The organism is Halorubrum sp. Atlit-26R, from assembly GCF_003666015.1.
Lineage (GTDB): Archaea > Halobacteriota > Halobacteria > Halobacteriales > Haloferacaceae > Halorubrum.
Window position 1 is genome coordinate 163,219 of sequence record NZ_QPLT01000003.1, and the last position, 25,595, is coordinate 188,813.

At 70.6% G+C, this 25,595-nt stretch carries 30 protein-coding genes; 15 read left to right on the forward strand and 15 right to left on the reverse strand.

The annotated features are described in order from the left end of the window. Positions 1 to 118: 118 nt before the first annotated feature. From DVK07_RS05165 to DVK07_RS22610, 5 genes are all read right to left on the reverse strand, one after another. Positions 119 to 529, reverse strand: coding sequence for a DoxX family protein (locus DVK07_RS05165; RefSeq protein ID WP_121596061.1), 411 nt, complete (start codon positions 527 to 529; stop codon positions 119 to 121). Positions 530 to 589: 60 nt separating this feature from the next. Then, the gene (locus tag DVK07_RS05170) at positions 590 to 1,456 is read right to left on the reverse strand and encodes a hypothetical protein (RefSeq protein WP_121596062.1); all 867 of its coding nucleotides are present in this window, start codon (positions 1,454 to 1,456) and stop codon (positions 590 to 592) included. Between the two features lie 18 nt (positions 1,457 to 1,474). Next, a complete protein-coding gene (locus tag DVK07_RS05175) occupies positions 1,475 to 2,068 on the reverse strand; it encodes a DJ-1/PfpI family protein (protein WP_121596063.1) in 594 nt (197 codons plus the stop codon). Between the two features lie 172 nt (positions 2,069 to 2,240). Beyond that, positions 2,241 to 3,152 carry an acyltransferase gene (locus tag DVK07_RS05180; protein ID WP_121596064.1) on the reverse strand — a complete coding sequence of 304 codons (912 nt, stop codon included), beginning with the start codon at positions 3,150 to 3,152 and terminating at the stop codon, positions 2,241 to 2,243. Between the two features lie 63 nt (positions 3,153 to 3,215). Further along, entirely contained in the window at positions 3,216 to 3,392 is a 177-nt protein-coding gene (locus DVK07_RS22610; RefSeq protein WP_158603127.1) for a hypothetical protein, read from the reverse strand. A gap of 145 nt (positions 3,393 to 3,537) precedes the next feature. Between DVK07_RS22610 and DVK07_RS05185 the strand changes: the two genes are divergently transcribed. From DVK07_RS05185 to DVK07_RS05195, 3 genes are all read left to right on the forward strand, one after another. Continuing rightward, entirely contained in the window at positions 3,538 to 4,611 is a 1,074-nt protein-coding gene (locus DVK07_RS05185; RefSeq protein WP_121596065.1) for an aldo/keto reductase, read from the forward strand. Positions 4,612 to 4,934: 323 nt separating this feature from the next. Continuing rightward, entirely contained in the window at positions 4,935 to 5,675 is a 741-nt protein-coding gene (locus DVK07_RS05190) for a helix-turn-helix domain-containing protein (protein WP_121596066.1), read from the forward strand. Between the two features lie 67 nt (positions 5,676 to 5,742). Then, positions 5,743 to 5,934, forward strand: coding sequence for a hypothetical protein (locus DVK07_RS05195; RefSeq protein ID WP_121596067.1), 192 nt, complete (start codon positions 5,743 to 5,745; stop codon positions 5,932 to 5,934). Between the two features lie 58 nt (positions 5,935 to 5,992). Here the strand turns inward: DVK07_RS05195 and DVK07_RS05200 are convergent, their stop codons facing one another. From DVK07_RS05200 to DVK07_RS05210, 3 genes are all read right to left on the reverse strand, one after another. Further along, a complete protein-coding gene (locus tag DVK07_RS05200; RefSeq protein ID WP_121596068.1) occupies positions 5,993 to 7,384 on the reverse strand; it encodes a M28 family peptidase in 1,392 nt (463 codons plus the stop codon). 79 nt (positions 7,385 to 7,463) lie between these two features. Then, positions 7,464 to 8,171, reverse strand: coding sequence for a DUF2270 domain-containing protein (locus tag DVK07_RS05205; RefSeq protein WP_121596069.1), 708 nt, complete (start codon positions 8,169 to 8,171; stop codon positions 7,464 to 7,466). A gap of 74 nt (positions 8,172 to 8,245) precedes the next feature. Beyond that, a complete protein-coding gene (locus DVK07_RS05210) occupies positions 8,246 to 8,581 on the reverse strand; it encodes a hypothetical protein (RefSeq protein ID WP_121596070.1) in 336 nt (111 codons plus the stop codon). 125 nt (positions 8,582 to 8,706) lie between these two features. On the opposite strand from DVK07_RS05210, the gene DVK07_RS05215 reads away from it, so the two are divergent. After that, positions 8,707 to 10,590 (forward strand): ATP-binding protein, encoded by a 1,884-nt coding sequence (locus DVK07_RS05215; protein WP_121596071.1) that lies wholly within the window; start codon positions 8,707 to 8,709, stop codon positions 10,588 to 10,590. 12 nt (positions 10,591 to 10,602) lie between these two features. On the opposite strand, the gene DVK07_RS05220 is transcribed toward DVK07_RS05215, so the two are convergent. Further along, entirely contained in the window at positions 10,603 to 11,013 is a 411-nt protein-coding gene (locus DVK07_RS05220) for an RDD family protein (protein ID WP_121596072.1), read from the reverse strand. A 141-nt stretch (positions 11,014 to 11,154) separates the two neighbouring features. On the opposite strand from DVK07_RS05220, the gene DVK07_RS05225 reads away from it, so the two are divergent. Then, on the forward strand, positions 11,155 to 11,610 hold the full coding sequence (locus tag DVK07_RS05225) for a universal stress protein (protein ID WP_121596073.1): 456 nt from the start codon (positions 11,155 to 11,157) through the stop codon (positions 11,608 to 11,610). Between the two features lie 25 nt (positions 11,611 to 11,635). Here the strand turns inward: DVK07_RS05225 and DVK07_RS05230 are convergent, their stop codons facing one another. Next, positions 11,636 to 11,923 carry a transcriptional regulator gene (locus DVK07_RS05230; protein ID WP_121596074.1) on the reverse strand — a complete coding sequence of 96 codons (288 nt, stop codon included), beginning with the start codon at positions 11,921 to 11,923 and terminating at the stop codon, positions 11,636 to 11,638. 100 nt (positions 11,924 to 12,023) lie between these two features. On the opposite strand from DVK07_RS05230, the gene DVK07_RS05235 reads away from it, so the two are divergent. Then, positions 12,024 to 12,743: a DUF4013 domain-containing protein gene (locus DVK07_RS05235; RefSeq protein WP_121596075.1), complete on the forward strand. Its 720-nt coding sequence runs from the start codon at positions 12,024 to 12,026 to the stop codon at positions 12,741 to 12,743. A 52-nt stretch (positions 12,744 to 12,795) separates the two neighbouring features. Here the strand turns inward: DVK07_RS05235 and DVK07_RS05240 are convergent, their stop codons facing one another. The 4 genes from DVK07_RS05240 to DVK07_RS05255 form a co-directional block, all read right to left on the reverse strand. Then, the gene (locus tag DVK07_RS05240) at positions 12,796 to 13,272 is read right to left on the reverse strand and encodes a 50S ribosomal protein L11 (protein ID WP_004596863.1); all 477 of its coding nucleotides are present in this window, start codon (positions 13,270 to 13,272) and stop codon (positions 12,796 to 12,798) included. Between the two features lie 527 nt (positions 13,273 to 13,799). Next, complete coding sequence (locus DVK07_RS05245) at positions 13,800 to 15,176, reverse strand: MFS transporter (RefSeq protein WP_121596076.1); 1,377 nt, start codon at positions 15,174 to 15,176, stop codon at positions 13,800 to 13,802. Beyond that, on the reverse strand, positions 15,173 to 15,919 hold the full coding sequence (locus DVK07_RS05250) for a TetR/AcrR family transcriptional regulator (protein ID WP_121596077.1): 747 nt from the start codon (positions 15,917 to 15,919) through the stop codon (positions 15,173 to 15,175). The genes DVK07_RS05245 and DVK07_RS05250 overlap by 4 nt, the downstream gene beginning before the upstream one ends. 172 nt (positions 15,920 to 16,091) lie before the next feature. After that, the gene (locus DVK07_RS05255; RefSeq protein ID WP_004596869.1) at positions 16,092 to 16,286 is read right to left on the reverse strand and encodes a cold-shock protein; all 195 of its coding nucleotides are present in this window, start codon (positions 16,284 to 16,286) and stop codon (positions 16,092 to 16,094) included. A gap of 203 nt (positions 16,287 to 16,489) precedes the next feature. On the opposite strand from DVK07_RS05255, the gene sdhC reads away from it, so the two are divergent. The 6 genes from sdhC to DVK07_RS05285 all read left to right on the forward strand — a co-directional run bounded on the left by sdhC (position 16,490) and on the right by DVK07_RS05285 (position 21,305). Next, a complete protein-coding gene (sdhC, locus tag DVK07_RS05260; protein WP_096395120.1) occupies positions 16,490 to 16,915 on the forward strand; it encodes a succinate dehydrogenase, cytochrome b556 subunit in 426 nt (141 codons plus the stop codon). Between the two features lies 1 nt (position 16,916). Next, positions 16,917 to 17,288 (forward strand): succinate dehydrogenase hydrophobic membrane anchor subunit, encoded by a 372-nt coding sequence (locus DVK07_RS05265; RefSeq protein ID WP_121596078.1) that lies wholly within the window; start codon positions 16,917 to 16,919, stop codon positions 17,286 to 17,288. 7 nt (positions 17,289 to 17,295) lie between these two features. After that, on the forward strand, positions 17,296 to 18,186 hold the full coding sequence (locus tag DVK07_RS05270) for a succinate dehydrogenase/fumarate reductase iron-sulfur subunit (RefSeq protein WP_121596079.1): 891 nt from the start codon (positions 17,296 to 17,298) through the stop codon (positions 18,184 to 18,186). 53 nt (positions 18,187 to 18,239) lie between these two features. Then, a complete protein-coding gene (locus DVK07_RS05275) occupies positions 18,240 to 20,069 on the forward strand; it encodes an FAD-binding protein (RefSeq protein WP_121596080.1) in 1,830 nt (609 codons plus the stop codon). A gap of 304 nt (positions 20,070 to 20,373) precedes the next feature. Next, the gene (locus DVK07_RS05280; protein ID WP_007345225.1) at positions 20,374 to 20,601 is read left to right on the forward strand and encodes a hypothetical protein; all 228 of its coding nucleotides are present in this window, start codon (positions 20,374 to 20,376) and stop codon (positions 20,599 to 20,601) included. A 68-nt stretch (positions 20,602 to 20,669) separates the two neighbouring features. Further along, positions 20,670 to 21,305 (forward strand): uracil-DNA glycosylase family protein, encoded by a 636-nt coding sequence (locus DVK07_RS05285; protein ID WP_121596081.1) that lies wholly within the window; start codon positions 20,670 to 20,672, stop codon positions 21,303 to 21,305. Between the two features lie 39 nt (positions 21,306 to 21,344). Here DVK07_RS05285 and DVK07_RS05290 read toward each other — a convergent pair whose 3' ends face one another. Next, positions 21,345 to 22,520: an NAD-binding protein gene (locus DVK07_RS05290; RefSeq protein WP_121596082.1), complete on the reverse strand. Its 1,176-nt coding sequence runs from the start codon at positions 22,518 to 22,520 to the stop codon at positions 21,345 to 21,347. A gap of 136 nt (positions 22,521 to 22,656) precedes the next feature. On the opposite strand from DVK07_RS05290, the gene DVK07_RS05295 reads away from it, so the two are divergent. From DVK07_RS05295 to DVK07_RS05305, 3 genes are read left to right on the forward strand one after another with little or no spacing between them, the layout of a single operon-like run. Next, a complete protein-coding gene (locus DVK07_RS05295; RefSeq protein WP_121596083.1) occupies positions 22,657 to 23,925 on the forward strand; it encodes a potassium channel family protein in 1,269 nt (422 codons plus the stop codon). Then, positions 23,922 to 25,235, forward strand: coding sequence for a cation:proton antiporter regulatory subunit (locus DVK07_RS05300; RefSeq protein WP_121596084.1), 1,314 nt, complete (start codon positions 23,922 to 23,924; stop codon positions 25,233 to 25,235). The genes DVK07_RS05295 and DVK07_RS05300 overlap by 4 nt, the downstream gene beginning before the upstream one ends. A gap of 22 nt (positions 25,236 to 25,257) precedes the next feature. Further along, positions 25,258 to 25,530 (forward strand): ubiquitin-like small modifier protein 1, encoded by a 273-nt coding sequence (locus DVK07_RS05305; RefSeq protein WP_121596085.1) that lies wholly within the window; start codon positions 25,258 to 25,260, stop codon positions 25,528 to 25,530. The last annotated feature ends 65 nt before the right edge of the window (positions 25,531 to 25,595 follow it).

Below are 25,595 nucleotides of genomic sequence, written 5' to 3' on the forward strand. Positions count from 1 at the left end.
GCCGATTTTTCGCGCCTTGTGAGCCGCCGCGCTCGTCGACGAGCGGTGGGACTGTGGAGGTCGATCCCGAGAGTTATTTATAAAGTCGATTCGGCGGCGCGTCGCGCCTCGCCGCCGGTCACTCCCTGTACGCCTCGCGCAGGAACACCAGTGCCCCGCCCAGCATCGCGAGGTTGCCGAAGAAGGCGAGCCGCTCGCCGCTCTTGTCGTCCTCGTCGGCGTTCCAGAAGTCGTGTATCGTCGCGGTGACGACGGTCAGGAACGCGACCGCCGCGCCGGTCGCAATTCGGGGGAGGCGCCAGAGCGCGATCCCGAGGCCGGCGACCGCCATCATACCGGACGCGAACGGCGCGGCGACGTCCGGCATCGGGACGCCGGCCGACTCGGCGTACTCGATCGTGTCCTCCATGTCGCGGAAGTCCTCCGAGGCCTGCGCGGCGAGGCCGACGCCGAGCAGGACGCGGCCGAGCCGGGACGGCGCGCCGCGGTCTGCCGCCTCGTCGCTCGTCTCTGGGTCTTCGTCGCTCATACCTCCCGTAACGGCGTCGCGCCTCATAAATCGCGGTGGCGGCGGGAGCGGTGCGCTTCGTCAGATCCCGTCGATCCGCGCCAGCACCCGGCTCGTCGCCGGCGCGTCGAAGGCCATCGGGCGTCGCCACCAGGGGCCCTTCCCGGAGTCGCTCGACAGGTCGGTGACGATCGGGTTCGCCTCGGTGCCCGCGTCCGGCTCGCTCAGCGGGACGACGCGGTCGAAGAGCCCGGACGCGTCTGGGTCGCCGACCGCGACCACGCGGGCGTCGAAGGGATCGCGTTTCAGGTGCGCGTTCGTCGGCGCGGCCGCGGCGGCGGCCGCGCGGTCGACGGTCCCGTCGCCGCCGTCTCCCTCCCCCGCCGAGAGCACGCGCTCGACCCGCATCCCGGCGAAGAGGTACGCGCCCCAGTCGGGCGCGAGGTCGGTATCGACGTCGACCCCTCGCTCGCGGAGCCACGCACCGTCGCGGTCGTCGACGCCCTCGTCGCCCGCGCTCCCGTCGCCGCCTGTGCGCTCGGCGGCGTCGCCGACCTGTTCGCTGCCCGGCCCCACCCAGTCGTGCGGCCGGAGCGTCAGCGTCGCGTAAAAGAGGAGCCAGTCGCCGGGGACGAGGTCAGCGATCCGGCCTGCCTTCACGCCGTACGGGTCGCCGTAGGTCGCCCGTTCGCGGCCGTGAACCCCCGGGAACTCGGGGTCCGCGTGGACGGGCGTCGCTCGTAGATCGTCGGGGATCGCGAACGGGAGGTCGAGGTCGCCGTAGGTCGGCACCGGCTCGTCGACCGCGAACCGATCGCGCGGGAGCGTCGCGGCCGACTCAGGGATCGGGACGTACGCGAACGACCCGTCCGGATAGACGGGGCCGCGGAACCCGGGCTCGTTCGTGTTGGCGGCGACGTTGACGGCGAGTGCGCGGGGCCCGGGCATGCGAAAAAATCGAGCGACTCAGTCCGCCGTCGCGGCGGCCCCCTCGTGTTCGATCTCGGTGCCGAGCAGGTCGAGGAACTGCGCGATCCACTCCGGGTGGTCGGGCCACGCCTGCCCGGTGACGAGGTTGCCGTCGGTCGTCACGCCGTCGACCCACGAGCAGCCGGCGGCCTCGACCTCGGGTCTGACGGCCGGGTACGCCGTCATCTCGTAGCCGTCGAGCACGCCCGCGGCCGCGAGGATCTGCGGGCCGTGACAGATCGACGCGACGGGCTTGTCGGCCTCGAAGAAGTGCCGCACCGCGTCGAGCACCTCGTCGTACCCCCGGAGGTACTCGGGGGCGCGCCCGCCGGGAACGACTAAGGCGTCGTAGTCGGCCGGCTCGACGTCGTCGAAGCCGTGGGTGAGCTCGAAATTGTGCCCGCGCTCCTCTAAGTACGTCTGGTCGCCGCGGAAGTCGTGGATCGCGGTCTTGACCGCGTCGCCCGCCTCCTTCTCCGGGCAGACGGCGTGGACCTCGTGGCCGACCGCCTGAAGCGCCTGAAACGGCACCATGATCTCGTAGTCCTCGCCGAAGTCGCCGACGATCATCAGTATCTGTTGTCCTGTCATGCGAGTAACACCACTCGGTAGTACGCGCTACTGCCCATTAACGGTACTGGGGGCGGGTACCATGGCACGCTCGCTCTCGAAAGCGGCCCTCGTGCCGTCAACCGGACGGCGGACGTGTGGGAGACCGGCGGACGTGTGGGAGACCGGCGGACGTGTGGGAGACCGGCGGGCGTCAGCGGGGTCGGTTCGGCGGCCGGAGGTCCCGCTGAAACTCGTCGAACTGTTCGAGGTCCTCGGGGAGCTCGTACTCGATCTCCCGGTCGTCTTGGTTGTCGGGGAGCCGCCCGTCTTCGAGCTCCTCGGCGGCCTCCTCCCAGCCGGGCTTCACGCGGACGCTGCGCGCGGGCGACCCGACGACGACGTGATGTGGCGGGACGTCGCCCTGAACGACGGAGCGCGCGCCGACGACGCTGTTCTCGCCGACCCGGCAGCCCGCCCTGACCATCGCGTCGTAGGTGACGCGGGCGTCCGCCTCGACGATCGTGTGGAAGTTCCGGACCTCGGTCTGGTCGACGATGTCGTGGTCGTGGCTGTACAGGTGGACGCCGTCGGAGATGGAGGCGCGGTCGCCGATCGTCAGCTTCCCGCGGTCGTCGAGGTGGACGTCGTCGTGGATCACGACGTTGTCGCCCACTTCGATGTTGTGGCCGTAGGTGACGGAGATCCCCTTGAAGAAGCGGCAGTTGTCCCCACACTCGGCGAACAGGTGGTTCCCGAGCATCTGCCGGAAGCGGAGCGCGAACTCGACGTTGTCGGCCATCGGTGTGGCGTCGAACTGGCGCCAGAGCCACTGGAGGTGTTTCGAGCGCTGGAACCGCTCTTCGTCCTTCTCGGCGTAGTACTCCGACTCCAGCGTCGCGTTACACGGGTCGTATCCCTGGAGACGGACGCGCTCGGCGCGCGACACGGACTCGCCGCTCTGCCACGCCTCCCACGCCTCGCGGTCGCCGTGGAGGTCGATCAGCACGTCGCGGACGACCTCGCAGGTGTCCTCGTCCGAGGAGAGCCGCTCGTCCACCTCGTCGATGAACCCTCGGACCCCGGCCTCCGCGCCGTCGGGCAGGGACACGTGTCGCTTTGTCATCGGCCCTCCTTCGTCGCCGTCACTCAAAGGGATTCGGTTGTGCGAACGCGACGCCCGATCCGGTCAGTACAGTTCGGCGTTGACGAACAGGGCGACAACCAGCCCGACGAACAGCACGACGAAGGCCACGACGATTCCGGCGGCCCCGAACGACAGCAACAAGGCGGTGACCGAGACGACGGCGATGACCGCGAGGAGGGCGACGACGGCGTCGAGCCGACGGCGGAGGGCGTCGTCCATGGCCGCCCGGTGGGCGACGAGCGGGTAATATCCAACGGTGCGACGCTGCCGGCCGCACCGCGGTCCGCCGCGGCTGTGGGCCGTCGGTTCCCTCGATCCGAGACCGACCGCGCCCGATAAGTGTCCCGACCGCCAATCGGGACGTATGCGACATCGCGAACTCGGTAACTCGGGCGTCGAGGTCTCGGAGATCGGCTTCGGCGCGTGGGTCGTCGGCACCGACTGGTGGGGCGACCGCTCGGACGAGCAGGCGGTCGGGATGGTCGAGGAGGCGCTCGACGCGGGCGTCACCTACGTCGACACCGGCGACGTGTACGGTCACGGCGACAGCGAGGAGATAATCGGGGAGGCGATCGACGGCCGCCGCGACGAGGTGACGCTGTCGACGAAGATCGGCTACGACTTCTACGACAACCCGCAGGCCGGCCACGGCGAGCTCCCGAAGGAGCTCAACGAGGAGTACCTCACCGAGGCGTTCGAGGCCTCGCTGGACCGCCTCGACACCGACTACGTCGACGTGCTCCAGCTCCACAACGCCGACGTCGACGAGGTGACGCCCGAGGTGCGCGACCTCCTCCGCGAGTGGAAGGAGTCTGGGCGGGTCCGCGCGCTCGGCTGGGCGCTCGGCCCCTCGATCGGCTGGCTCGCCGAGGGCGACGCCGCCGTCGAGTACGAGGAGTTCGACGCGGTCCAGACCGTGTTCAACCTCTTCGAGCAGGAGCCCGGGCGCCACTTCGTGGAGACGATCCGCGAGAGCGACTCGGACACGTCCGTCATCGCGCGCGTCCCGCACTCCTCCGGCCTCCTCAACGAGCAGGTGACGCCCGACACCGTCCTCGAAGACGGCGACCACCGCTCGCACCGCCCGAAGGAGTGGTACGAGACGGGCTGGGAGAAGGTCGACGCGATCCGCTTCCTCGAAGATCCGGAGCACAGCGAGGGGACGCGCACGATGGCGCAGGCCGCGATCCGCTGGCTGCTCGCGCACGACGAGGTCGCCTCCGTCACGCCCACCTTCCGCGACGGCGACGACATCGCCGAGTGGAGCGCCGCCGCGGACGTACCGCCGGTCTCCGACGCCGAGTACGACCGCCTCGAAGAGCTGTACGCCCGCAACTTCGATATCGACCGTGACGACGGCATGGACGTCCTCCGCACCTCCGTCGACGGCGAGGATATCGAGGCCGCCGGCCTCGACAAGCGCGCGGCCTCGTACTGAGCGGCGGGCCCGCCGCCCGCTTCGACGCTGCCCGCTTCGACGTTGCCGTTCGACCCGCCTTTTTCGCCTCGAAACCGCACGGCTGCGAGCGGTTAGTGCGTGTGTGGAACACTTTCACCACGCTCCCGATACCGCCGCGACCGGCGACCGCGCCGCTGGCGACGGTAGGAACGGTGGCTCGGTGGAAACCCGTCGTCACAGGGGGCTCAGTGGGGGTAACCGACTCGTCATCGCCACCACGCCGATCGTTGCGCGGTCGCGGGTATAAATGGCTCGCGACGGGTCCGGAACCCGTTTGAACCTCCGCGCCCTCTGGTTCCTCCATGCGGGAAGTGACGTTCCGGATCCACCACGCGGGGGAGCCGGAGTGCGAGGTGAGCGCGCGCCACCCGGAGGTGCGGTACCGCTCGGTCTCCTCGATGACCGGCAGCGGCCCCGAGCGCAAGCGGATCGCGGAACTCACGGGGCCGCCGGGGGAGATCGAGGCGTTCGTCGAGGAGTTCCGCGAGTTCGACCTCATCGTCTCCGCGGAGCCGCTCGCACCGATCGAGGGAACCCACGCCTACGTCGCGCTGACGATCGACGTCGCGGCGGCCGACTGGGACGGGATCGGCGACCGGTTCTCGCGGATGGGGATCCACTACCGAACGGGGACGACCATCTCGGGCGGGGTGGAGCGCTGGACGGCGTACTTGGAGGACGACGACGACCTCTCGGCGGTGATGCGCGAGCTGGAGCGCGGCGGCAACGAGGTGGAGCTCGCGCGGAACGTGGAGCTCGCCTCGATCGAGCGCTCACCGCAGCTCCCCGCGTCCGGCCTCCTCGACGGACTCACCGACAGACAGCGGGAGGTCCTCGCGACCGCGATCGCCGCGGGCTACTACGACCACGGCGGCGGCGTCGGCGTCGAGGAAGTCGCCGCGGAGCTGGGGCTCGGCTCGACGACGGTGTGGGAACACCTCTCACGGGCCGAGTCGGCGGTGATGAACGCGCTGTTCGACCGGTTCGCCGACGGCGAGCCGGTCGAGGCCGTGCGCGAGACGGACCGGACCGACCGGTCGTGAACCCGACGGAACCGACGTGAACGGGGTCAGACCAACGCTTTTGTAGCTTCGGGACGGACCGCCGCGTATGGACGAGGGAACGGTGACCGTGCCGGACGAGCAGTACGAGCGCCTCGCGGCCCTCGCCGCCGCCCGCGGCGTGAGCCCCGAGACGCAGCTGGCCCGCCTGATCGACGACGCGTACGCCGGGCTCGACGGCGACGGCGACGCGCCCGAGTCGCTCCCGCTCGGCGTCTGCGACGGCTCCGACGAGGAGTAGTGCCGGGTCGATCCGGCGAGGCGCTCGTGAGCCGCCGCGTCGGGCTCGGCCGGGTCGCTCACTCGTCGTAGGGCCACCGCCCGCCCGTCTTCAGCTCCTCGACGTACCCCTCGTCGATCGCGTCGCGGATCGACTCCCGCGAGCGGTGTTCGACCGCCACTTCCCCGGTCGCGAACCGGTAGACGGCCGCAGTCACGAGCGTCGCCATCTCGCGGAGGTCCCGCGAGTCGAGCTTGTCGAGGGTGTCGGCGTGGGTGTGGCCCCAGCCGCGCCCGGACTGGTCGCTGGTCGTCGAGGCCATCACGGCCGGGATCCCCTCCTGGACGAACGCCCACTGGTCGCCGTGCGGCGAGATGGTCTCGCCGGTCGTCAGGGGCGCGTCGAACGCGTCGGCGACGGCCTCGAACGTCGAGCGCATCCCGTCGAACCCGTTCGTCCCGACGCGGAGGTTCCGGGAACTACAGGCGCCGTCGAGGTTGACCACGCAGGCGATCTCCTCTTTCGGGGTCGTCTCCGCGGCGTGGTACGCCCCCCACAGCCCGATCTCTTCGGAGCCGAACGTGACGAGACGTACCCGCGTGTCGAGGTCGCCCTCGACGCCCGCGAGCAGGCGCCCAACCTCCGCAACGAGCGCCGAGCCGGCGCCGTTGTCGTTGGCGCCGTCGCTCACGTCGTGGGCGTCGACGTGCGCGGTGAGGTACACCGCCTCGTCGGTGTCCGGGCCGACCTCCGCGACCGCGTTCACCGAGGTCGTCGGCTCGTTCCGGCAGTCGACGTCGATCGAAACCGTCGGTCGGTCGGCGTCGCCGCTTCCCTCTCCCTCCGCTCCGTCGGCGTCCGCGGCCGCGACGAGCCGCGAGAGCCGGTCGCCGACCTCCTTCGAGACGCCGACCGCCGGGATCGGGCCGGGCCGGTTGTGGTAGCCGATCTCGCCGGTGGGCGGAAGCGCCCCCTCGATGTGGTTCCGGAAGACGAACCCGACCGCGCCGCGCTCCGCGGCCGCGACGTACTTCTCCATCCGGTGGATCCAGCGGTCGTGGCTGTCGGGAGTGCGCGAGGAGGCCATGGCAACCGCGCCCTCCAGCTCCTCTTCCGCGGCCGCGAACTCCTCGTCGGTGCCGTCCCCCACGTCGACGAGCGGGGCCGTCGCCTCGCCGCTCGGCGTGCCCGGCAGCGCGATCACCTCGTGGGAGTTCTCGTGGCGCCGCTCGACCGCGCCCGACACCGCGAGCGACGACTCGCCGCGCCACCAGCCGGGGATCTCGAACTCGTCGAGTCCGGCGTTCCGCAGGCCGGCGTCCTCGAACGCCTCGACGACGCGCTCGGCGCCGCGGCGCTCGCCGGTCGATCCCGCCATGCGATTCCCGATGTCGGTCAGGTCCGTGAGGAGGTCCCATCCGAAGTCGCTCGTCCGCGCGTCGCCGACGACGCGGTCCGGTAGCTCGGTCATACGGTCCGGTCGTGCCCTGGGCGAAAAGGGGTTGCGGGAGCGCGGGTCGCCGCGTCGGGCCTCGGGCGGCCGTCCCGGCTCACTTCCACTCCTCCGCGGCCTCGGCGGCCTGCATCTCGCCCTTGGCCCGCCGCGGCGCCCGCCGCAGGGTCAGCGCCAGCACGACGAGGTAGAACCCGGCGACGGCCGCGAGCACGAGCGCGCCCGGCAGCGCGCCGACCGCGGCCGTCTCGACGACGCCGCTCCCCGGGGGCGTGAACACGGTGAGCCTGACGACCCACGCGGCGATGAGGACGGAGACGAGCGGCGCGTACACCCGCCGGAGGCGCCGCGACACCGCCTCGACGGCCGGCATCTTGATCGTCGGCTCGCGGAGGTCCTCGCTGAGCAGCTCCCGCCAGTTCGACTGTTCGACCCCCTCCGGGTCGAGCGCGTTCGCGAACACGTTCTCCTCTAAGAGCCGCACGCGCGACCGCCAGACGTCGAAGGTCCGGTACCGGCGGGTCTCGATGCCGAGAAACACGCTGAGCATGACGAGCCCGATGAGCAGCACGTAGTGCGGCCGCGACTCGCTGGAGAAGGTCCACGTGAGCAGCGACGCCGTCACCACCACCGCCCAGTTGGTCGTCCGGTCGATGCGGGTCCGCCACGAGCTCGTTCGCCCGAGCTCGCCGCGGTAGGTGTGGGCCATCAGCGAGAGGAGGTCGGAGCGGTCGGTCGCGGCCTCGGCGGCGACCTCGCGCTCCTCCCGGGACTTCGGGTCGAAGTCCTCCGGTGGGTCGGACATACGGACCCGTACCGCGGCGGGACGGGTAAAAAGGGGGGCCGGGCGCGTCCGCCCGGAGTTCGGCGTCGCTGGTCTCAGGCCGGGTCCGCCGCGGACACCTCGATCTCGACGTCGGCGGGGTCGACGCCGATCCGCGCGAACTGCGTCCGGACGTGCTCGCGGGCCGCCGCGACCGCCTGGTCGCGGGTGTCGAACCCGCGGGGCATCGGCTCCTCGAAGGCGACGCGGATCTCCTCGCCGTCGACGACGAGCGGGGAGCCGCCGCTCTCGACCTCGTAGAAGGAGTCGCACACCCACACGTACGGGGCGTCCTCGTTCGGCGCGCCCTTGTACGCGGGCGGCTCCTCGCCGCGCTCGAACACCGTGCCGGTGAGGTCCGTCCCGCCGCCGCTGCCGCGAACGAGTATCATGCCACGGGTACGGGGTCGAGCGGGATAAGGGCCCCGTGACCGGCGCTCCGCGCCCGGTCGGGGGCGGGGCGGCCGCCCGGGGCGCGAGGGCAAACGCTTTCGGCCCGGCGACCGGTGGATCCGCCATGACGCTGGAGGACTTCACCGAGTTCAGCGGTGACGACGACGCCGACGGCCGCGCGGACGAGGTCGACTCCGCGGCCGACGGCGGAAGCGCCGCTGACGCCGACGACGCGCCCGGTGACGCCGCGCGGGCGGACGCGTCGGCGGGCGGGTCCGGGTCCGACGCGCGCGGCGACGCCGAGGACGATTTCACCGCCTACGACGCGACGCCGGCCGGGAGCGACGCGGGGCTCGGCGTCGTGTCGGTGTCACAGGGGCTCCGGGTCGCCGAGGAGGAGGAGGAGACGTCGCTGAAGGCGTTCGTCACGACCGGCAACCGCGAGTCGGTGCGGCTCGGGAAGTACCTCCTGATCCCGTACCCGGACGGCGAGCGGCTGTTCTGCCGGATCACCGGACTGGAGTACGCACAGGAGTTCCAGTCGGACGACGCGACGGAGATTCACGCCCGCCGGCAGATGCGCCGCGACGACTTCGCCGAGCGCGACTACAAGTTCGTCGCCGACCTGGAGCCGATGTCGGTGGTGTACGGCGCGGGCGACGACATGAAACGCCGGATGACGGACCGGGTGCCCAAGCCCGGCGCCGTCGTCGAGGAGGCGGCCGACGACGCCGAGATCAAGACGGGACTGAAGATCCCCGACGACGGCGTCTTCCTCGGCCACCTCTCGGTCGGCGGCGAGAAGGTCCGGACCGCGGCGGAGCCCCCCACGGTCGACTACCGGGTGAAGGACGACTACGCCGACGGCGACCCGCTGGCGTTCCGGCACACGCTCGTCGCCGGCGGCACCGGGTCGGGGAAGACCCACGCCTCGAAGAATGTCCTCCGGCAGTACCTCGATTCGGACCGGACCTATCCGATGGGCGACGGCCGCGAGTCGCGGATGGCGGTCGTCCAGTTCGACCCGCAGGACGAGTACGCGCAGATGCACGACGACAACCCCGACCTCGACGACGCGTTCGCCCGGCGCCTCGAACGGGAGGGGATCGCCCACGGCGGCCACGACGACACCGTCGCCCTCGTCCCGCGAGTCGCGAACGCGACGTACCCCGGCGAGGGGCACCGCGCCGAGCGCGTCGAGTTCACGATCCCCTTCTCGCTGGCGGACGACATGCCGTGGCTGGTCGCCGGGTCCGGGCTCAACGACAACCAGTACCCCGCGCTGTTGACGCTGCTCAACCGTTTCTTCGACGACTACGGTGACTCGGGCACCTACAGCCAGTTCCTCTCGTACCTCGACGACCCGGCGCTCAAAGAGGAGCTCCACGAGAGCGGTCGGGTCCACGAGGCGACGTTCGACGCCGTCAAGCGCCGGGTTCGGGGCGTCCCGAGCGGCGTGTTCGACCAGGACGCGAAGCCGATCACGGAGCTCGACCACACGCTCGTCCGCCCCGGCGGGCTCTCGGTCGTCCCCACCTACCACCTGCCGACCTCCCGGCAGAAGGAGATCGTCGTCCTCGCGGTCGCGGGCCTGCTCGTCGACGACAAGCTCTCGAACGACCCGTCGAGCGACCGGATCAAGGAGACGCCGCTCCTGGTCGGGATGGACGAGGCCCACAACTTCCTCGCCGACGCCGACAACGTTCAGGCCCAAAAGGTCGTCCAGAAGTTCACGGAGGCCGCCAAGCAGGGCCGCAAGGAGCGGCTCGGGCTCTTCCTGATCACGCAGGACCCGCAGGACGTGGCCGAGTCGGTGTTCAAGCAGGTGAACACGAAGATCGTGTTGAACCTCGGCGACGAGGACGCGATCTCCAGCGTCAACATCCCGACGAACCTCGCCGGGAAGGTGCCGTACATGGAGAAGGGGCAGATGGTCGTCTACTCGCCCGACAACTCCGAGCCCGTCGAGCTGATCGGCCTCTCGGAGTGCGTGACGCGGCACGACTGACGGCGGGGCCCGTCAGACCCGCACGACCAGCGTGTCCGCCCACCGGTCGCCGAGCCGCTGGCTGTTCGGCGAGTCGGCGATGAACACGACGCCCGCGAGGATCAACAGCAGCGAGGCGCCGCCGACGATCTTGGTGACGTTCCGGACGACGGCGCCGACGGCGGAGGCCTCGTCGCCGCTCTCGTCGACGACCCTGATCCCGACGACCCACTTCCCGGGCGTGTGCCCCCAGACCGCTTCCGACACGACGTACCAGCCCACCGTGACGAGGAGGAACGCGAGGTCGGCGAGGCCGCCCGAAACGGCCCCGACCGCCAGCGAGACGACGGCGGCGACGGCGAGACCTGCGACCATGTCGATGAGCCACGCGCCGCCGCGGGCACTAACCGACGCTAACTGCGACCGCGCGTACGGGGTGCTCATACGAGTCGGTACACGGGGGCCGGCAAGTGTTTTGTGACGACCGCTCCGTCGCGCGGTCCCCGGATACGCCCCTCGAAGCAGATTGCCGCCGCGTCGGAGTCGTCGTCGGACTTTTTATCCGGTGCGGGCGAACCGCCGCGTATGAGCAAACGCATCCTCGTCGCGGTCGACGGCTCGGAGGAGGCCGCCGAAGCGCTCCGGTTCGCGGCCGCCGAGTGGCCCGAGGCCGACCTCACGGCGCTCCACGTGATCAACCCCGCCGACTCGGCGACGGGCGCCGACGGCGGGTTCCCGGGCGCCTCCGACCAGTGGTACGCGAGCGCCAAGCAGCGCGGCGAGCGGATCCTCTCCGAGGCGGCGGAGGCGGTCGACCGGGAGATCGACACGCGGCTGGAGGTCGGTCGCCCGACGAAGACGATCCTCGCCGTGGCGGGCGGCGAGAAGCCGGTCGGCGAGGAGGACGACGTTCCCGGCGAGCCGTTCGACCACGTCGTGCTGGCGAGTCGCGGCCGGACCGGGCTCTCGCGGGTCCTCCTCGGCAGCGTCGCGGAGGCCGTGGTTCGCCGCGCCGAGGCGCCGGTGACGGTCGTCCGGTGAGTTGAGTCCCGAGAGCGACTCGCCGCTATTCCTCGGCGCGCTCGGCCGCGACCACCTCGCCGACCATCGACCACCCCTCCTCGTCGGGCCCCGAGCGGCCGAGCAGGATCCGCTCGTAGTCGTCGGAGGTGATCAGCCGGAAGTCGGCGTCGCCGTCGGCGTCGGTCCGGACGCCCTCGCCGCGGAACTCCCGCTGGAAGAACTCCGTCGACGAGAACTCGAAGACGCCGGTCTCGCCCGAGTCGAGTTCGAGCCGCACCGCTCGGGGCTGGACGTTGTGGATCCGCTTCGCGATCGGGTGAAGGTCCGGCATACCGGCCGGTCGGGGCGGTCCGAATAAAAGCCGTCGGCTCCGGTCGTCGCGGCCCTACTACTTTAATGCCTCACGGCGCGTCAGGACGGTGAGAATCATCATGTTAGAAGCATCGCTCACCTACCTTCGCGACGGCGACGACGCCGTCACTACCGCCGTCATCGGCGGGCTCCTGCTGCTCGCGAGTCCGCTCATCATCCCCTCGGTCCTGATCTTCGGCTACCTGACGCGCGTCGTGCGGCGCACCGCCGACGGCGACGACGAGCCGCCGGCCTTCGAGGCGTGGGGAGCGCTCTTCGTCGACGGCCTGAAGGCATTCGCCGTCGCGTTCGTCTACTCGCTGCTGCCGCTCGGGGTCCTCGCGGCCGCCGCGTTCGTCGCCCTCGGCGCGTTCGTGGTCGTCCCCGGCGACGGGAGCGTCGGGGCGGGGACGGTCGCGGTCGGGCTGTTCGTCCTCGTCGCGGGCTTCGTCGCCCTGGTCCTGTCGCTCGTCGGGCTCTACGTGACGCCCGCGGCGCTGGCCGCGGTGGCCGACTCGGGGAAGGTCGGCGACGGCTTCGCCCTCGGGACGCTCTGGGGCGTCGTCACGAAGCGGGCGTACGCGACGGGGTGGATCACGGCGGCGGTCGTCGTCCTCGCCGGCGCGCTCGCGATCGGCGTGCTCTCCACCGTCCCGATCCTCGGAACGATAGCGGGCGTGTTCGTCCAGTTCTACGCGCTCGTCGCCGCGGCCGCCATCGTCGGCTGGACGTGGACCGACGTGCGCCCGGTCGCGACCGAACCGCCTGAGCCGGACCCCGCGGAACGGCCCGCGGTGTAACCGGTCGGAATCGAAAACAGCGCTGAAAAGCGGAAACCGCAAGCAGGCGGCGTTACTCGTCGAGGACGTCGTCGTACTCGCCGGCGTCGACGCGGTCGTCGAACGTCCGGGCGTCCTCGCCCTCGATGGTGACGCCGAGGGAGGCGCAGGTGCCGCCGACCTCCTTGGCGGCGGCCTTCGTGTCGTACGCGAGCAGGTCGCTCGACTTCTGCTCGGCGACCGTCTTCACTTGCTCGATCGACATGTCGGCGACGAAGTTCTCTTGGGGCTCGCCGGAGCCGGTCTCGAAGCCGGCCTCGTCCTTGATGAGCTCCGCGGTGGGCGGCACGCCGACCTCGATGGTGAAGGAGCCGTCGTCGTCGTACTCGACGGTGACGGGCACCTCCATGCCGTCGAAGGCAGCGGTCTCGTCGTTGATCTCCGCGACGACGTCCTGGACGTCCACCGGCGTCGGTCCGAGCTCGGGACCGAGCGGCGGGCCGGGGTTGGCCTGCCCGCCGGGGACGAGCGCTTCGATAGTTCCAGCCATGTCCGTACGAACCCGTCGCCGACTTTTAACGGTTGTTCTTTCGGGCAGGGGGAGTCAGCGGTTCGCACACCATAGATATCGGGTAACTGGCGGTGAACCACCCATTCGGCGAGCGACGCTTCTTCAGTACGTGTATATAAAAGATCTCGCGATACCGAATGGAACGCTAACGAATCTCTAGCCGCTCACTTATAAATAGTCGATACCGGGGCGGCCGTGACCACCTCCAAAGCCCCAGTCGCGAGGAGCCCGTACGCTCGCTGCGCTCCTCACTCGGTCGCTACCGCTCCCTCGTTGCGGTGCTTGCGTCGCCTACGGGCTCCTCGCGACTGCCCCTTTGAGTCCCGCCCCGCACCGCACAGCAACCGCACCTCACACCTCCCCAGCCTCGTCGGCCTCCCTGCGGTCGGCCGACTCCCTCGCGCGTGCGACTCGCGGCCTCCGCTTCGCTCCGGCCGCTCGCAGGCACGCGCCAACGGCTCGTTTATTTATAAGTCGTGTCCACACAGGGTCGAAGGCACCCTCGACTACGAGTCGACCACGCTCGCCGGGTCGCTCGAACCCGTCCCGTCCGCGACGCGGCCGGGGAGGAACGTCCCGGTCTCACGGCGGACGCCCAGCAGGAGCACGCCCCCGGCGAGGAGCGGCAGGGCGGCGCAGGCGGCGTATATCGGGGTGAACCCGACCGCCTCGATCAGGGGGAGCGACACCATGGGTCCGAGCCCGCCCCCGACGTCGCCGAGGACGTTGTTCGTCCCCGAGGCGCGCCCCATCCGCTCGTCGGGCGTGAGGTCCGCGAGCAGGGCCATCATCGGGCCGCTCGTCCCGCCCTGTCCGGCGCCGATGAAGACGCAGGCGAGGCCCAAAGAGAGGACCGACCCGGCCCGCGCGAGCAGCAGGAACCCGACGAACGAGACGGCGAGGAACGCCAGCAGGATCGGCGTCCGGGAGTCGCGGGTGTCGGAGACCCGCCCGCCGACGAGCATGAAGAACGCGGCCGAGACGACCGTGCCGGCCATGAACAGCCCGGAGGTGCCCTGCGGGGCGAGGCCGAACAGCGAGATGTCCTCGGCGCCGAGGAACAGCACGAGCGTCGAAAAGAGCGCGCCGATGTACGCGAACATCAGCCCGAAGTTGACTAAGCCGACCGTCACGGCCGGAATCGCTGTGTCGACCTCCCACGGCTTGATCGAATCGTCGGACCGGTCGCCGGTGACGTGCGTCTCCGGGACGTACCGGTACGCGACCACGCTGGCCGTGAGCGCGAACGCGGCGGCGACGGTGAACGCGGCGACGTTGCCCGCGACCGCCGAGACGATCCCGCCGAGCACGAGGCCGGCCGGGAACCCCATCGTTATCCCGCCGCGGACGATCCCCATGTTCGTCCCCCGCGAGCCGCTGTCGGAGAGGTCGGCCGCGATGGTGTACGCGGTCGCGAACACCGCGGCGGAGCCGAGCCCCCAGAGGATCCGCGCGAGCAGGAACCACGTCTCGGGCGCGACGGCGACGCCGATCGGCGCGAACCACTCCTCCGCGCCGACGACGAGGGGGCCGGCCGCGAACGTCGGCAGCGAGGCCGCGAGCGGGCGGAGCGTCTCGGCGGGCGGCATCGCGAGCGCGACGACGTAGCCGAGCGTGGCGACCCCCTCGACGAACAGCCCGACGACGAACGGCGTGCGCGTCCCGTACCGGTCGACGAGGGCGCCGGCCGGCGCGTTCGCGACGAGCCGCACCCACCGGTTCGCGGAGAGGATCGCCCCCACCATGAACGCCGAGATGCCGAGGACCGCGCCGAGGTTCGGTAAGATCGGGAAGACGACGCCGCCGCCGAAGCCGACGAAGAACGTGCTCGCGATCACCGCGAGCAGCACCGGCGGCGGCCGCTCGAACCCGAACCAGGTCATTCGCGGTCGCCCGCCGGCCCGTCGGTCTCCGGCCTTTCGGGCTCCGAGCCGTCGGCGTCGTCGGCGTCAGTTCCCGAACCGTCCGGCTCGCGCCGCAGCTCGTCGATCGCGTCGTCGAGCGGCGGCAGTTCCACCCCGTCGGCGAGCAGCGGCCCGACGGTCCGCCGGAGCGCCGCCTCCGCGACCTCGCGGGTGTACCCCTCGCCCTCGTCGCCGCGCTCGGCGCCCGCGAGCGTGATCTGTCGGGTCCGCGCGCCGTCGAGGGTCGCCACGAGCAGGGCCGCCGTCTCCTCGACGTCGACGTCGCGGAAGACGCCCGCCTCGATGCCGTCCGCGAGGATGTCGGCGACGGTCCCTCGCAGCAGCCGGTCGCTGCGCGCCAGCTGCTCGCGGATCCGCTCGTTGAACGGGCCCTGGGTGCGGAGCTCCAACAGGGCGATGTGGAACGCCTCGCGGTCGGCCTCGTCGGGCGCGAAGACGAACCACCCGACGAACTGGACTAACCGGTCGACGGGCGGGTCGTCGGCGCGGGCGGCGATCCGCTCCTCGGAATCGGAGATGATGTACTCTAAGAAGGCGACGAGCAGGTCCTCCTTCGTGTCGTAGTGGTAGTGGAGCAGCGACTTGCTCTTCGAGCACTCGTCGGCGATGTCCTGCATCGTCAGGTCGGCGTAGCCGTGAGCGCGGAGGGCGCCGTACACCCCGTCCATGATCTCCGTTGCCGCGCTCGGCGTGTCGCTCATTGACTGACCGGTCAGTCAGCGAGCGGTAAATCCCTATCGGTCGGGGCCGTCCGGCGGCGAGTCAGATCGCCGTCGAAGTGACCCGTCGCTCGCGGGGGGACGCGCTCCGGCGCCGCCGCTCGGGGGACGAGAACGGTCGAAAAGCCGATTCGCCTCGGGTGTCGTCGCCGACTTACAGACGGGTGACGTTCGACGCGCGCGGACCCTTGTCCGCCTCCTCGATGTCGAACTCGACTTCCTGACCCTCTTCGAGGTCCGGGCCGCCGACGTCCTCCATGTGGAAGAACACGTCCTCGTCCGCGTCGTCAGTCGAGATGAAACCGTAGCCGCCAGTGTCGTTGAAGAAGTCAACTTCGCCTTTCGCCATTGCGACCGAAGAAGCGGGAGTGGGACATATAAGGCTTCCGCGACGTGCCGCGGCGTGGAACGGCGTCGCACGGGAACGGCGTCGGGCGGGCTCTGCTCGGGGGTGTCCGCCCCGCCCGCGAGAAGCGGCCGAGTTCCGGGACGCAGGAGCGAGCAACGCCGTGTTAGTAACTACTATACGACCCCGGTTCAGAACCGTTAGGTATGAGTCAGTCGTACAATCGAGGCCTCATCGAGGACTTCGGCCGCTGGCGGGAGTTCGAGGCGGGGATGTGGGCGTGGATCTTCCACAAGTTCACGGGATGGGTGCTCATCGGGTACCTGTTCACGCACATCGCCGTGTTGAGTACGGGGATTCCGGCGGCGGGCGCGAGTCAGGCGGCGATCAACGCGGGCACCGACGTGTACACGCAGACGATCGTCTCCTTGGAGGGGCTGCTGCTCGTGCGCCTCTTGGAGGTCGGCCTGCTCGCGGTGGCGGTCTTCCACATGCTCAACGGGACGCGGCTCCTCCTCACGGACCTCGGCATCGGGCTGGACGCACAGGACAAGAGCTTCTACGCGTCGCTAATCTTAACCGGAGCGATCACCGTCGCGTCCGTCCCGACGTTCATCGCGGGGGCGTTCTGAGATGGCCGAGCGCTACTCCTCGTTCCAGTCGGGCGGCCGGATGTGGTTCCTCCAGCGGGTCACGGCGGTCTTCCTGCTGGTGGTGTTGGCGTTCCACTTCTTCCTGCTCCACTTCGTCCACCACGCCGACGAGGTGTCGTTCCTCGCCAGCGCCGGTCGGATGGAGTCGCTGAGCTACTACTCGCTGATGATCCTCTTCCTCGTGACCGCGACGTTCCACGGGGTCAACGGCGTCTACAACGCCCTAGTGAACCAGGGCCTCACCGGCACGAAACGCACCGTGATCAAGTGGACGCTCGTCGCCGCGAGCGTCGTGCTGATCGCGCAGGGAATCCGCACCGCGAACGCGTGGGCGGGCATCGGACTCTACTGAACCGACCATGAGCACGCAAATTCCGAAGCAGACCGAAGAATCGACCGAGACCGACGCCGAGGCGGAGCCCGCCTCGAAGGGCGACGAGCGCCGCGCCGAGAAGCGCCGCCGCGCGGCCGAGCGCCGCGAACAGCGGCAGGCGGAGGAGGCGGAGAAGGCGGCCGCCGACGAGAGCACGGTCGAGCTGAAGGTGTTCCGCTACGACCCGCAGGTCGAGGGGAAACAGGAGCCGCGCTTCGACACGTTCCACGTCCCGTTCACGAAGGGGATGACCGTCCTCGACGCGCTGATGTACGCGCGCGACACGTACGACTCCTCGCTCACGTTCCGCCACTCCTGCCGGCAGGCCGTCTGCGGCTCCGACGCCATGTTCGTCAACGGCGGGCAGAAGCTGGCGTGTAAGACCCAGATATCGGACCTCGACGAGCCGGTCCGGGTCGAGCCGCTCCCGCACGCCGAGGTGACGAAGGACCTCGTCGTCGACATGGAGCACTTCTACGACCAGATGGAGGCCGTCGAGCCGTACTTCCAGACGAACGAGTACCCGGACGGCGAGCTCGAAGAGCAGCGCCAGGACCGGGAGAACCGCGAGAAGATCAAGATGTCCACGCGCTGCATCTGGTGTGGCGCGTGCATGTCCTCGTGTAACATCGCCGCGGGCGACAACGAGTACCTCGGGCCGGCCGCGATCAACAAGGCGTACCGGTTCGCGATGGACGAGCGCGAGGGCGAGGAGATGAAACAGAAGCGGCTCGAGATCATCGAGCAGGAGCACGGCGTCTGGCGGTGCCAGACGCAGTTCTCCTGTACCGAGGTGTGCCCGAAGGACATCCCCCTCACCGAGCACATCCAGGAGCTGAAACGCGAGGCCGTCAAGAACAACCTGAAATTCTGGTAATCCCGACAGACAGTATCAAGGGACTCCGGAACTTACGAAATTACATACCAACAATGCACGAACACGACGTCGTCGTCGTCGGGGCCGGCGGGGCGGGACTCCGGGCGGCGATCGCGGCACAGGAAGCGGGCGCGGACGTGGCGATGGTGTCGAAGCTCCATCCCGTCCGGTCCCACACCGGCGCGGCAGAGGGCGGGATCAACGCGGCGCTGCGCGACGCCGACTCCTGGGAGGACCACGCGTACGACACGATGAAGGGGTCCGACTACCTCGGCGACGCCCCCGCGGTGGAGGCGCTCTGCCAGGAGAGTCCCGAGGAGGTCATCCGCCTCGAACACTGGGGGATGCCGTTCTCTCGCGAGGACGACGGGCGCGTCTCCCAGCGGCCGTTCGGCGGCCTCTCCTTCCCGCGCACGACGTACGCGGGCGCCGAGACCGGCCACCAGATGCTCCACACGATGTACGAGCAGGTGGTCAAACGCGGAATCACGGTGTACGACGAGTGGCACGTGATGGATCTGGCCGTCACCGACGAGGACGACCCCGCGGAGCGGACCTGCCACGGCGTGGTCGCCTACGACATCCAGAGCGGCGAGATCAGCGGCTTCCGCGCCAAGGACGGCGTCATCCTCGCGACCGGCGGGATGGGGCAGGTGTTCGACCACACCACCAACGCGGTGGCGAACACCGGCGACGGGGTCGCGATGGCGTACCGCGCCGGCGTCCCGATGGAGGACATGGAGTTCATCCAGTTCCACCCGACGACGCTGCCGTCGACCGGCGTCCTCATCTCCGAGGGCGTCCGCGGCGAGGGGGGCATCCTCTACAACGAGGACGGCGAGCGGTTCATGTTCGAGCACGGCTACGCGAACAACGACGGCGAGCTCGCCTCCCGCGACGTGGTGTCCCGCGCCGAGCTCACCGAGGTCAACGAGGGCCGCGGCATCGAGGACGAGTACGTCCACCTCGACATGCGGCACCTCGGCGAGGAGCGCATCCTCGACCGCCTGGAGAACATCCTCCACCTCGCGGAGGACTTCGAGGGCGCCGACGGGCTCACGGAGCCGATGCCGGTCAAGCCCGGACAGCACTACGCGATGGGCGGTATCGAGACGAACGAGTTCGGCGAGACCGTCATCGACGGGCTGTACGCCGCCGGCGAGTGCGCCTGCGCCTCCGTCCACGGCGCGAACCGCCTCGGCGGGAACGCCTTACCCGAACTCATCGTCTTCGGCAAGCGGGCCGGCCGCCACGCCGCGGGCGAGGAGATGGGCGAGGCCGAGGTCACGACCGGCCGGTCCAGCGACTGGGAGCCGGCCGACTACGAGTTCGGCGTCGAGGTCGGCGAGACGGACGGCTCGGACCCCGCCGCGGCCGACGGCGGCGCCGTCGCGACCGACGCCGAGAGCGTCGTCGGGGGCGCCGTCGACCGGGCGCAGGAGCGCGTCGACGAGCTGCTCTCGCGGAAGGGTCGCAACCACGCGGAGATCCGCTCCGCGGTCCAGGAGACGATGACGGCGAACGTCAACGTGTTCCGCGAGGAGGGCCGGTTGGAGGAGACGCTCGAGGACCTCCGCGAGGCCCGCGAGGCGTACAAGGACGTCGCGGTGTCGGACCCGTCGCGGACGTTCAACACCGACCTCATCCACACCATCGAGACGCGGAACATCCTCGACCTCGCGGAGGCGCTGACGATGGGCGCGCTCGCCCGCGAGGAGTTCCGGGGCGCCCACTGGCGCAAGGAGCATCAGGAGCGCAAAGACGAGGAGTGGCTGAAGCACACGCTCATCTCGTGGAACGACGGCGAGCCGGAGCTGTGGTACAAGCCCGTCGTCCTCGAGGGCGAGAACAAGACGTACGAGCCGAAGAGCCGCTCGTACTGAGCCGGCCGCCGGCGCTCGGCCGCTCGCGACGTAGTGGGTCCCGGCGCGGACCTTGCTGGGCGCCGTCGCGTCCCGACACGCCCCGCCGCGTCTCGCCCGATCGATCCGGATCGTTCACGATCTCTTATCCGTCGACGGTCGAAACTGGCCGTCGATACGCGTCGATTTTCGGTTCGTCGATCGACGTTGTCCACAGTGATCCCGGATAATTCGGGGGGAAGGAACGCTCTCTGCCCCCTTCCGAGTATTTCGACGAACGTTGAATAGGGGATTTATTATCGTCGAACCCAACGGATCGGACAAGATGCTCGAAACGGAGACCGCGTCCGCGACGGCCCCGTCGCTCCCCCGGGAGCTCCAGTCGCCCCGCGCCAAGCTCGTGTACCTCTACCTGACCACGAACGGCGACGCCACCGTTTCCGAGATGGGCGAGTCGCTCGGGATGAAGAAGCTCTCCCTGTACAGCATCCTGAAGACCCTCCGCAGCGAGGGGCTCGTCGACTGCGACGGCGACTGTTACGTGCCGAACTGACGCGGCGTCTTGTTGCCGCGTCGCGCCCGCGCCGGAGCGTTTAGGGACGCGGAGCGCGCAGGGCCACCGTGGACGCGAACCAGACGGAGTTCGAGAACCCGTTCGCGATGGACACCGACTGCGAGAACTGCGACGAGCTGTGCGGCGCCCGCGACCGCGTCGTCCACGGCTACGGCGACGTCGGCGCCGAGTTCCTCGTGGTCGGGACGGCGCCGACCGAAGCCGCCGAGCGCAACGGCGTCCCCTTCACCGGCGAGGGCGGCGGCGAGCGCGTCCAGTCGATCTTCGGCGACCTCGGCTTCGTCCGGTCGGAGTCGGACGCCGCGGACCCGGACGTCCAGAACCTGTTCTTCACGAACCTGACGCGGTGTCGACACCCGGACCGCGACCCGACGGACCGCGAGGTCGACACCTGCGAGCCGTTCCTCAACGCGGAGATCCGGATGATCAACCCCCAGATCATCGTGCCGGTCGGCGAGCGGCCCCTCCGCGAGCTTGCCGTCGAGTACACGACGCGCCGGCCGGACTCGTTCGACGTCGACGCCGAACACGCGACGACGATCCGCGGGCGCGGGTTCGAGCTGGTGCCGATGAAGGAGCCGGCGGAGATGAGCGACGACGAGGCCGACGCCTTCCGCGACCACATGCGCGAGAACGTGTTGAGCCGGGACTACCGGCAGACGAAGGGGCGACGGAGCCGCTGAGCCGGCGGACCGCCGTTCGCCGCGAGCGCGCAGCGTCGTTCAGTCGTCGAGGTCGACGTCGTCGAGGAGCCCCTCGGTCGCCTCCTTGCTGTCGGCGCCGAACGCACAGTCGACGAGGATGTGCCCGCCAAGCGTCGACGGCGAGATCACCTGATCGGCGCCGGCGCGGCGGAGCTTGTCGACGTTCTCCCGCTGGGTCACCGCCGCGACGATCCGCACGTCCGGGTTGAGCTGGCGGGCGGTGAGGATGGCGAGCGCGTCGCGCGCGTCGTCCTCGGTCGCGGCGACGACCGCGCGGGCGCCGTCGAGGTTGACCCGTTCGAGCGGGTCGACGTCGCTGGGGTCCGCCGTGAAAACCGGGATGTCGCGCTCGGCGAGCCGCCTCGCGGCGGTCTCGTCTGGCGTCACGACGGCGTACTCGACGCCGTCGCGGGCGTCGAGCTCTTCGAGAATCGGTTCCGTCAGGTCCCCGTAGCCGAGCACGAGGACGTGGTCGTCGAGGAGGTCGATCTGTCTGTCTGTCATTTTTCCGAGCGCCTTGGAGAGCTGCGCCTCGATGGCGGGCGTGAGGAGGACCCCGAGCGCCACCGCGAACGCGGCGACGTTCATCACGAGCGAGGAGAGCACGAACAGCTGCGCGATGTCGGCGGCGGCGCCGGCCTCCGGGGTGATGTCCCCGTAGCCGACCGTGGAGGCGGTGACGACGGTGAAGTAGAACGCGTCAACGATCGTCTCGACGTCCCGAAACTGGTCGCGGAGCGCGTAGGTGCCGACCGTCCCGTACGAGAGGGCGGTCACGAGCGCCGCGCCCGCGGCGAGCTGGGTCGGCGACGGGGAGAACGTCCGGTCGAACCGCCCGCGGTTGTAGAGGAGCGCGGGCAGCGAGAGGACGGACAGCGCCACCAGCGGGAACGACAGCACCGACGCCTGCATCAGCCCCTGAATCGCCGTCAGCGGGAGCAACACCGCCGTCGAGTACCACCCGACCCGGTAGCCGTTCTTCAGCGCGAAGCCGCTCCCGAGCATCGAGAAGCCCGTGATCGTCCCCGTGAACCCGACGGTCTGTCGGACGAAGTCGGGGACAAGCGGGGCGAGCGGCCCGGAGACTCCCACCCCCCCGATCTGGGCGAGCCCCGCGAGGATCGACAGCACCGCGACCGCGAACGTCAGGAGGATCGACGCTCGGACGGTCACCCAGTCCCGGGTCAGCTCCATACCCCCGCGTCGCCGAGACCGGACTTAAACCCCGCGAGGCCGGAGCGCTTCCGCTGCGGTTTCGCGTGCCGCGCCCGCCTCTCGCGACGCGATCCCCGCCGACACACGTATAACCGCCCCGCCGGTTGAGGGGCGTATGTCGCTGCCCGTCGAGATCGTCTTCGGCGTCTACCTCGGCGTCATCACCGGAATCGTCCCCGCGCTGGTGGCCGGGACCCTCGGGTTCGTGTTCAAGTACGTGACCGACGTGACGATCCCCGGGCTCGGGGTGGTCGTGCTGTCGCTCGCGATCGCCGGCGTCAACGGCGGGCTCCTCGCGCTCAACGACGAGACGATCCGGCGGTCGGAGCGCGCGCCGGCGATCCTCACGGCGATCGTCGTGGTGTTGATGCTCTCGATGTACGCCCACGCGCAGGGGGACCGGCTCGGCGCCAGCGTCCCCAAACGCATCTCGCTCAAGCAGCTCCGCGACCGGACGCTCTCGACGGACGTGATCGAGCTCGTCGGCGGCCGCGGGCGCGTCTCCGTCGAGGTGGCGGGCGAGGTGAACGACATGGAGGGGTACCCGCCGCTGCCGGCCGACACGCGGACGGCGATCCTCGACGGCGACTGGACGTTCCCCGCTGACCTCCCGCTCGCGGAGCTGGAATCGCGGTTCGCGGAGCGGCTTCAGACTGAGCTCGACCTCGCCGACGTGGCGGTCCGGATCGACGAACGGGCGCGGGCGACGGTCTCGGCCGCGCCGCCCACCGGCGCGCTCTCGAAGCGGGTCCCGGCCGGGAAGCGCGCGGTGTCCGTGTCGGCGCTGGTCCCGACCGGGATCGCCCGCGGCGACGTCGTCCGCGTGATCACGCCCGACCTCGACGTCGAAGGAGCCGTCATCGCCGCCCGGTCCAGCGGGAAGCCGGAACCGGGCGCCGGCGCGGCACCGAAACCCACACCCGCCGCAGGCGACGGCCCGGACCCGGACGACGACGCGCGGACCGACGGCGGCGAGGAGACCGTCGCCGCCCCGCCGGCGGCGACCGCCCCGACCACGACCGGCGGCGAGGGACGCGTGACGCTCGCGCTCGACCGCTCCGAGGCGGCGGACCTCCTCCGCGCCGACCGCGGGCGCGTGCTGGTGCTGTCGCGGGGCACCCGCCGCGAGTACGAGCTCACGGCCCTGCTGCGCCGGGCTGGGAAGCGGTTCCGGAAGGTCTCCGTGATCGCCGGCGGGCCGCTGGACGGCCACACGATCGGCGAGGCCGAGGTCCGCGAGGCGTACGACGTGGCCGTCCTCGCGGCCCGCCACGAGTCATGGACGATCGCGCCCGACGGCTCGCAGTCGCTGTCGGCGGGCGACGACCTGTTCGTCGTCGGGAGCCGAGACGCGCTCGACCGGTTCGCGGAGGTGGCCGCGTGAGCCCCTCGGTCGTCCCGCTTACCGCCCTCGCCGCGGTCGACGTGGGCTTCGCTCGGCCGCGGCAGGCGGCGGTCACGCTCGTCACGTTCGCGGTCGTCGCCACGCTCGTGGCCGGGGGCGCGGCGCTGGCCTACCGCTGGTACTTCCGCACGGAGATCCCCGAGGGGGTGACCGGCCTGCTCGGCGTCTCGGTCGTCGCCTTATACCTCAACACGACCTCGCTGGGGTCGGTCGCGGTCGGCGACAATCCGGCCCTCCTCGCACCCGAGAGCGTCTTCTTCAACCTCGTCTCCCTGGGCGTCGCGGCGGTGACCGCCCCCGTCGGCCGGTACGCGGGCGACCGGCTCGCGGTCGACGTGTTCGCCCTCTCCGGCGCCAAGCAGCTCGAAGGAGAACTGAGCGGGATCGTGCGGGCGGTGGGGCGGTTCACGGCGGTGACGCTCCCCGGAGCCGACGAGATCGGCGACATGGACACGTACGACCCCGCCTCGCCGGAGAAGAAGGCGGAGCTCGCGGAGACGACCCTGCTGTTCCCGCGGAAGCTCTCCGAGGCGGAGCTCCGCGACCGGCTCGTTTCCCGGCTCAAAGACGAGTACGGCGTCGGCTACGTCGACGTCGACCTCGACGCCGACGGGAGCGTCGAGTTCTTCGCGGTCGGCTCCCGGGCCGCGGGGCTCGGCCCGACGCTCGCGCCGGGGTCGGCGGCGGTCGCGGTGTCGGCCGATCCGCCGAACAACGCCACCGTCGGCGACACGGTCCAGCTGTGGCGCGACGACCCGGAGCCGAAGCGCGTCGCGACCGGCGAACTGCGCGGCGTCGCCGGCGACGCCGTCACCGTCGCGCTCGACGAGTCGGACGCCGAACGGCTGACCGACGAGGGCGACTACCGGCTCGTGACGCTCCCCGCGGAGCCGCAGGCGGACCGCGAGTTCGCCTCGCTGCTGCGGAACGCCGACGAGACGATGGCCTCCGTGACCGTCGCGGCCGGGAGCGACCTCGACGGCAGCACCGTCGGCGAGGTCGGCGCCGTCGTCGCCGCGGTCCGCCCGGCGGGTGGGTCCGTCCAGCCGATCCCGCCGCGCGCGTACGCCTTCGGCGCCGGCGACTTAGTGTACCTCGTCGGCAGGCCGGACGCGATACGCCGGTTCGAGACGGCCGCCGCGGCGCCGGGCGAATCGCCCTCGGCGGACGGTACGGCCGGCGCCGCGTCCGCGACCGCGCGCGACGACGAACTCGACGAGGGCGACGTCGACGCCGCGGGCGAGGCCGTCGACGCCACCGCCGATTCCGACGGGACGCAACGCTCTTGAGTCGCCCGCGCGGGGATCCGCCATGGAGTGGAAGCTGTTCGCCGACCTCGCGGAGATCGCGGGCGACCGCGCGGTGACCGTCGACGCGGAGCCGGGCGACACGGTCGGCGACGCGCTCGACGCGCTGTTGGACGCGCACCCGGACCTCCGGGACCGAGTGATGGAGGACGGGACCGTCGCGGACCACATCAACGTCCTGCGGAACGGGCGGAGCGTCCGCCACGACGAGGGGCTCGACGCCACGCTGGAGGCGGGCGACGAGCTCGCGTTGTTCCCGCCGGTGAGCGGCGGGTAGCCGCTCCGTGAGGCCGCGGGCGACCCGCGCTCGGATCGGTCGTTTCAAACGCGCGCCGACCCCAC

Excerpts from the sequence above, each read along its gene's own strand:
- DVK07_RS05165 (WP_121596061.1), bottom strand. The coding sequence starts at position 529 with ATGAGCGACGAAGACCCAGAGACGAGCGACGAGGCGGCAGACCGCGGC.
- DVK07_RS05240 (WP_004596863.1), bottom strand. The coding sequence starts at position 13,272 with ATGGCTGGAACTATCGAAGCGCTCGTCCCCGGCGGGCAGGCCAACCCC.
- DVK07_RS05180 (WP_121596064.1), bottom strand. The coding sequence starts at position 3,152 with ATGACAAAGCGACACGTGTCCCTGCCCGACGGCGCGGAGGCCGGGGTC.
- DVK07_RS05305 (WP_121596085.1), top strand. The coding sequence starts at position 25,258 with ATGGAGTGGAAGCTGTTCGCCGACCTCGCGGAGATCGCGGGCGACCGC.
- DVK07_RS05255 (WP_004596869.1), bottom strand. The coding sequence starts at position 16,286 with ATGGCGAAAGGCGAAGTTGACTTCTTCAACGACACTGGCGGCTACGGT.
- sdhC (WP_096395120.1), top strand. The coding sequence starts at position 16,490 with ATGAGTCAGTCGTACAATCGAGGCCTCATCGAGGACTTCGGCCGCTGG.
- DVK07_RS05175 (WP_121596063.1), bottom strand. The coding sequence starts at position 2,068 with ATGACAGGACAACAGATACTGATGATCGTCGGCGACTTCGGCGAGGAC.
- DVK07_RS05205 (WP_121596069.1), bottom strand. The coding sequence starts at position 8,171 with ATGTCCGACCCACCGGAGGACTTCGACCCGAAGTCCCGGGAGGAGCGC.
- DVK07_RS05275 (WP_121596080.1), top strand. The coding sequence starts at position 18,240 with ATGCACGAACACGACGTCGTCGTCGTCGGGGCCGGCGGGGCGGGACTC.
- DVK07_RS05225 (WP_121596073.1), top strand. The coding sequence starts at position 11,155 with ATGAGCAAACGCATCCTCGTCGCGGTCGACGGCTCGGAGGAGGCCGCC.
- DVK07_RS05290 (WP_121596082.1), bottom strand. The coding sequence starts at position 22,520 with ATGGAGCTGACCCGGGACTGGGTGACCGTCCGAGCGTCGATCCTCCTG.
- DVK07_RS05200 (WP_121596068.1), bottom strand. The coding sequence starts at position 7,384 with ATGACCGAGCTACCGGACCGCGTCGTCGGCGACGCGCGGACGAGCGAC.
- DVK07_RS05245 (WP_121596076.1), bottom strand. The coding sequence starts at position 15,176 with ATGACCTGGTTCGGGTTCGAGCGGCCGCCGCCGGTGCTGCTCGCGGTG.
- DVK07_RS05295 (WP_121596083.1), top strand. The coding sequence starts at position 22,657 with ATGTCGCTGCCCGTCGAGATCGTCTTCGGCGTCTACCTCGGCGTCATC.
- DVK07_RS05190 (WP_121596066.1), top strand. The coding sequence starts at position 4,935 with ATGCGGGAAGTGACGTTCCGGATCCACCACGCGGGGGAGCCGGAGTGC.
- DVK07_RS05230 (WP_121596074.1), bottom strand. The coding sequence starts at position 11,923 with ATGCCGGACCTTCACCCGATCGCGAAGCGGATCCACAACGTCCAGCCC.
- DVK07_RS05170 (WP_121596062.1), bottom strand. The coding sequence starts at position 1,456 with ATGCCCGGGCCCCGCGCACTCGCCGTCAACGTCGCCGCCAACACGAAC.
- DVK07_RS05270 (WP_121596079.1), top strand. The coding sequence starts at position 17,296 with ATGAGCACGCAAATTCCGAAGCAGACCGAAGAATCGACCGAGACCGAC.
- DVK07_RS05220 (WP_121596072.1), bottom strand. The coding sequence starts at position 11,013 with ATGAGCACCCCGTACGCGCGGTCGCAGTTAGCGTCGGTTAGTGCCCGC.
- DVK07_RS05185 (WP_121596065.1), top strand. The coding sequence starts at position 3,538 with ATGCGACATCGCGAACTCGGTAACTCGGGCGTCGAGGTCTCGGAGATC.
- DVK07_RS05250 (WP_121596077.1), bottom strand. The coding sequence starts at position 15,919 with ATGAGCGACACGCCGAGCGCGGCAACGGAGATCATGGACGGGGTGTAC.
- DVK07_RS22610 (WP_158603127.1), bottom strand. The coding sequence starts at position 3,392 with ATGGACGACGCCCTCCGCCGTCGGCTCGACGCCGTCGTCGCCCTCCTC.
- DVK07_RS05235 (WP_121596075.1), top strand. The coding sequence starts at position 12,024 with ATGTTAGAAGCATCGCTCACCTACCTTCGCGACGGCGACGACGCCGTC.
- DVK07_RS05215 (WP_121596071.1), top strand. The coding sequence starts at position 8,707 with ATGACGCTGGAGGACTTCACCGAGTTCAGCGGTGACGACGACGCCGAC.
- DVK07_RS05265 (WP_121596078.1), top strand. The coding sequence starts at position 16,917 with ATGGCCGAGCGCTACTCCTCGTTCCAGTCGGGCGGCCGGATGTGGTTC.
- DVK07_RS05210 (WP_121596070.1), bottom strand. The coding sequence starts at position 8,581 with ATGATACTCGTTCGCGGCAGCGGCGGCGGGACGGACCTCACCGGCACG.
- DVK07_RS05195 (WP_121596067.1), top strand. The coding sequence starts at position 5,743 with ATGGACGAGGGAACGGTGACCGTGCCGGACGAGCAGTACGAGCGCCTC.
- DVK07_RS05280 (WP_007345225.1), top strand. The coding sequence starts at position 20,374 with ATGCTCGAAACGGAGACCGCGTCCGCGACGGCCCCGTCGCTCCCCCGG.